The sequence below is a fragment of the Psychrobacter vallis genome (assembly GCF_904846715.1).
Lineage (GTDB): Bacteria > Pseudomonadota > Gammaproteobacteria > Pseudomonadales > Moraxellaceae > Psychrobacter > Psychrobacter vallis.
Genome location: NZ_CAJHBU010000036.1, coordinates 1 through 4435 on the forward strand (window position 1 = coordinate 1; position 4435 = coordinate 4435).

The following is a 4435-nucleotide window of genomic DNA, read 5'->3' on the forward strand; positions in this document are numbered from 1 at the left end:
ATATTATAATTATTTATTAAATTTAATCAATTGCAAAAAACCAGTAAATCAATTATAAACATTGACAATATTTGGCTTTTTTTATGGCTATATTATTAAAACGTTTACTGCTTAATAGTTTATATATATAAATCTTTGGAAGCTTTAAGCTAAAAAATATATGAGGAAATATCGCTTCAGGAGCGGTTTTTTACTATGAATACATATCCTATATGTATGCAGCCGGATTTATTGATAGAGTATTTAGCATATCAAAAAAATTGCTATTTGTTTTTAGACATAGACGGTACGCTTTCAGGTTTTAAAATAAATCCTAAAGATAGCATCGTGCTATATTCAACTTTAAGCATCTTACAAGAACTGCAAAACCATGGCATTGTAATAGCTATTGTAACTGGTTGTAGTCTTACTGAGGCTAGGGAATTATTGTCACCTATAGAATTACCGATTGCAGCAACTCATGGTCTAGAAATAGCATTAAATAGTAGTTTTAGTAAATTCGAAGACGAGGTTCTGAATGATGTAAATACGCTTTCTATTAATACCTTAGAACTAGATAAAATAAAGCAAGATATCCTCTACTCTTGTGCCGTCTATGACGACTTCTTCGTAGAAAGTAAACCTTATTCCGTCGATTATACGCTTCAGGAGAAAATCCATTTTGGCTGATGAGGCTTATCGCCTGATGGAGGAAGTATTAAAGACTTATCCTGATGGGGTGTTAAAACCTGGTAAATATGTTTGGGAAGCGGTACCAAGAGGTGTAAACAAAGGGACTGCCATTCTATGCCTACTAGGCAAAATAATAAACAGATCTAGCAATGATACTTGGGCAATTTTCATTGGTGATGATATTACTGATGAAGCCGGTTTCAGAGCGATACAAGATTCAAAAAAGATAGTCGAAGGCTTAGAACAACCACCAAAAGGGCTAGGCATTAAAGTAGGAAGGGAGTCGACCTGTGCTCATTATTATGTCAACGATATTAAGGAAGTAACAAACTTACTCCATAACCTTCTAAGTTTTTGCCAAGCACGTGATAGGTAACCATCTTGATCAATAAAAGTTAATTCTCACTATTAAGGAAAAGTTGAGGTCAATTCTATGAGTCGCTTAATTGTCTTATCAAATCGAGTCAAAGTACCTGATAACAAACCGATGGCTGGGGGACTGGCGGTAGCATTGCAAAATGTCTTAATAGGGAGTTCAGTGGTTTGGATGGGTTGGAATGGCAAGGTCGTTGAAAATAGTAGTCATGATAATGATCCCACTAATTCATTTAGCAACAAGCCAACCAATCTGACAGGTGAAGACACTTGTATTACTTATATGACCACAGCTCTTACCACTGAGCAGTATAAACAATTTTACTGTGGTTTCGCTAACAATGTTTTGTGGCCGTTACTGCACGAACGAGTTGATCTAATCAGTCAAAAATCTCAAGATTACGCAGGCTATCAAGAGGTAAACCGACTTTTCGCTAAGCAGCTAAAAGAAATCATTAAGCCTGAAGATGTAATCTGGGTACATGATTATCATTTTTTAAGCGTGGCATATCATTGTAGACAGTTAGGTATCTCTAATCGTATCGGATTTTTCTTACATATTCCCTTTACCTCATTACAATTTTGGAAAACGCTCGAACAAGGCCGTGAAATTACTCATCATTTAGCCCACTATGATCTAGTAGGTACGCAAACTCAGAAAGATAGAACTAACTGCTTGAATGTCTTGCAGTATTATTTGAAAGATCTTTTTATAAAAGACCATTTTGTAGCAAACACACCGATAAATGTGTTAGATATGAAGCAAAACTTTTTTAAACCCTCTCTTTATATTGGAACAAAAATGAGAGTGGATTTAGCTTTAAAGCCTCAGCATTCATTAATGGTTGACACTTATCCAATAGGCGTCAATGTAGCACGAATTCAGGAACAGGTTAGTCAATTATCTTTAGAGGCTTCATTAGGTTCTACTAACTCTAGTCAAAACAAAGACCATGCATTCCAACAGATCATCGCAGTAGATAGAATTGATTATTCAAAAGGGTTGTTAAAACGCTTTGCAGCATATCGCGATTTTTTAGCGCAAAACCCATCGTTTCAAAATCATTTGCAATTATTACAAGTCGCTTGCCCTAGTCGCTTAGATTTGCCAACTTATCAAAATCTCTATGACCATGTCAAAAAAATGGTTTATGAAATTAATCAGCAAAAGCTATCTGAAGATAGCTCTTGGCAAGCCATTAATTATAAAGAAACTGCGTTGAGTCATGAGAAATTGATGACGATGTTTCGGCAAAGTGATGTCGGTTGGGTAAATTCGCTCAAAGATGGCATGAACTTAGTCGCCAAAGAATATATTGCCGCCCAAGATCCTGATGATCCTGGTGTGTTATTGCTTTCACGTTATGCTGGAGCTGCTGAGCAAATGCATGCTGCTATCATCATAGATCCTTATCAGCCAAAAAGCATGATAGAAGGCCTAAAATCTGCCTTAACGATGCCGCTGAGAGAGCGTCAGTTCCGTTATCAGACGTTACTGCAAGGACTACAACAAGATGATTTACAGTCTTGGCAGCAAAGATTTTTAAGTGATTTATATTTAAATGACCTATATGATCGCAAAAAACGTCCAATAGACAGCGGGTCTTTAGGTGCAAGTAATAAGTATTCCATAGTCTCAAGGTTATAACTTCATAGGCCCTCTGATTCTTTTTATACCACTCACAAATCATCAATAAGCTGGTTGTAAAAGTTATGGCGCCATTAAATTTGTGACCTAAGCTTAATTATTCCGTGATCTTGTAAAAAGCGACTTTGGATACGATTCTAAGGTCGCTTTCTTTCATAAATTATTCAGCAAACCTTTATATAATAAATCTACACTAGAATATTCGAAAAGCAGTTGCCTTATGATTAATTAAACAACACTTTAAAAAAAAGAATAATAGGAGAATAAGATGGACTGGGTAAGTATTTTTATTTATGACACGACATGGGCTTTTGCAGCAGAAATAGCCATACGTACCATCATCATGTTTTTTCTAATCGTTTTGTTGTTACGAAGTACAGGAAAACGCGGCATCCGCCAACTCACTATTTTTGAATTAACCATTATTTTGGCACTAGGCTCTATCGCTGGTGACCCTATGTTCACAGAAGACTTGCCACTTATTCAAGCGGTGCTCATCATGAGCCTTGTCCTAATTCTCTATAGACTTTGTACTTGGTTCACCACAAAACACAAGCTCTTTGAGCTTCTCTTAGAAGGCAAACCCACTTATATTGTAGAAAATGGTTTGTTAATAATTAAAGATGTCGAAAAAGGTAAAATGTCGCACGATGAATTTTTTACTGAAATGCGTCAACAAGGCGTGCGTCACTTAGGACAAGTGGAGGTTGGATTGCTCGAAACAGATGGTGAGTTTAGTATCTTGTTATTTCCACACGATGAGACGCAGTACGGACTACCCATTTTCCCTAAAGAATTTCAGACAGCAAAAGTCCTAGAAGATGGGCATCCTTACGCCTGTATGCATTGCGGTTATGTCGAACATATCTTAGCGCTAAACGCCGTATGCAATCACTGTCATCATTCAAGAGGGTGGGCTAAAGCACTAAACAGTAAGATTGTGAATTAATCAGCATGCTGATTTACCACGTCAATAATACTCTTACAAATAAGACTATTTATACTGCGTAGCTTTTTTTTAGGCGCGCCTTGACATACACGGCGAAAATCATAAATCTCGCCTTTATAGCCAATACAGTAAAAAAACGTGCCAACAGGCTTCTCTTTCGTTTCAGAACCACCGGGCTTTAGCAACCCTGTACAAGCAACATGCAAGTCGGCTTCAAACATTTTTTTGGATTTAATGACGAGTTCTTGAGTCACCTCTAAAGACTCAGGTGTATACTCATCAATTAATTGGCTTGAGATGTTGAGAACATTCTTTTTTAATGAAACGTCGTAGCACACTAATCCGCCCATTAAAACATCACCAGAGTATGGACAAACAGAAAATCGATGAGCTAAATACCCTGCGGTCGCGCTTTCAATAAAAACTACTGTCAAATTTTTATTAGCCAGTACCTTGGCGCAACTATCAGACATGATATCTCCTTAAAAAAATAAAAAACCAAACACTGTATGTTTCTTAATCTGTCATCTTACTATCAACCCTTTAAAGAGAAAAAGACCACATTTTTATTTCAATGCGGTCTTTTACCATTTCTATTTTTATTTGTAAATACGTTTTTTATTTATGAAAAATATATTAAAAACAACTTTAGTACTGGTTTTCCCGACGCCACTCGTCTACGTCACGCTCAGCATCTTCTCTTGAATGACCATAACCTTTTACACCAAAAGTCAAAATAGCCGATGGTGTGCCCTTCATATATTTCTTAGCAAGCGCATGTTCAGGATGAT

The 4435-nt window shown here is 36.6% G+C and carries 5 protein-coding genes; 4 read left to right on the forward strand and 1 reads right to left on the reverse strand.

The window, feature by feature from the left end:
* The first annotated feature begins 195 nt into the window (after nt 1–195).
* The 4 genes from JMY02_RS13375 (at nt 196) to JMY02_RS13390 (ending at nt 3644) form a co-directional block, all read left to right on the forward strand.
* The gene (locus tag JMY02_RS13375; RefSeq protein WP_201599135.1) at nt 196–669 is read left to right on the forward strand and encodes a trehalose-phosphatase; all 474 of its coding nucleotides are present in this window, start codon (nt 196–198) and stop codon (nt 667–669) included.
* The gene (locus JMY02_RS13380) at nt 662–1048 is read left to right on the forward strand and encodes a trehalose-phosphatase (RefSeq protein ID WP_201599137.1); all 387 of its coding nucleotides are present in this window, start codon (nt 662–664) and stop codon (nt 1046–1048) included. Before JMY02_RS13375 ends, JMY02_RS13380 begins: the two co-directional genes overlap by 8 nt.
* Before the next feature lie 57 nt (nt 1049–1105).
* Nucleotides 1106–2695: an alpha,alpha-trehalose-phosphate synthase (UDP-forming) gene (locus JMY02_RS13385; RefSeq protein WP_201599144.1), complete on the forward strand. Its 1590-nt coding sequence runs from the start codon at nt 1106–1108 to the stop codon at nt 2693–2695.
* Nucleotides 2696–2963: 268 nt separating this feature from the next.
* Nucleotides 2964–3644: a DUF421 domain-containing protein gene (locus JMY02_RS13390; protein ID WP_201599146.1), complete on the forward strand. Its 681-nt coding sequence runs from the start codon at nt 2964–2966 to the stop codon at nt 3642–3644.
* On the opposite strand, the gene JMY02_RS13395 is transcribed toward JMY02_RS13390, so the two are convergent.
* Nucleotides 3641–4117, reverse strand: coding sequence for a CinA family protein (locus JMY02_RS13395; RefSeq protein WP_201599150.1), 477 nt, complete (start codon nt 4115–4117; stop codon nt 3641–3643). The genes JMY02_RS13390 and JMY02_RS13395 overlap by 4 nt on opposite strands.
* Nucleotides 4118–4435 lie beyond the last annotated feature (318 nt).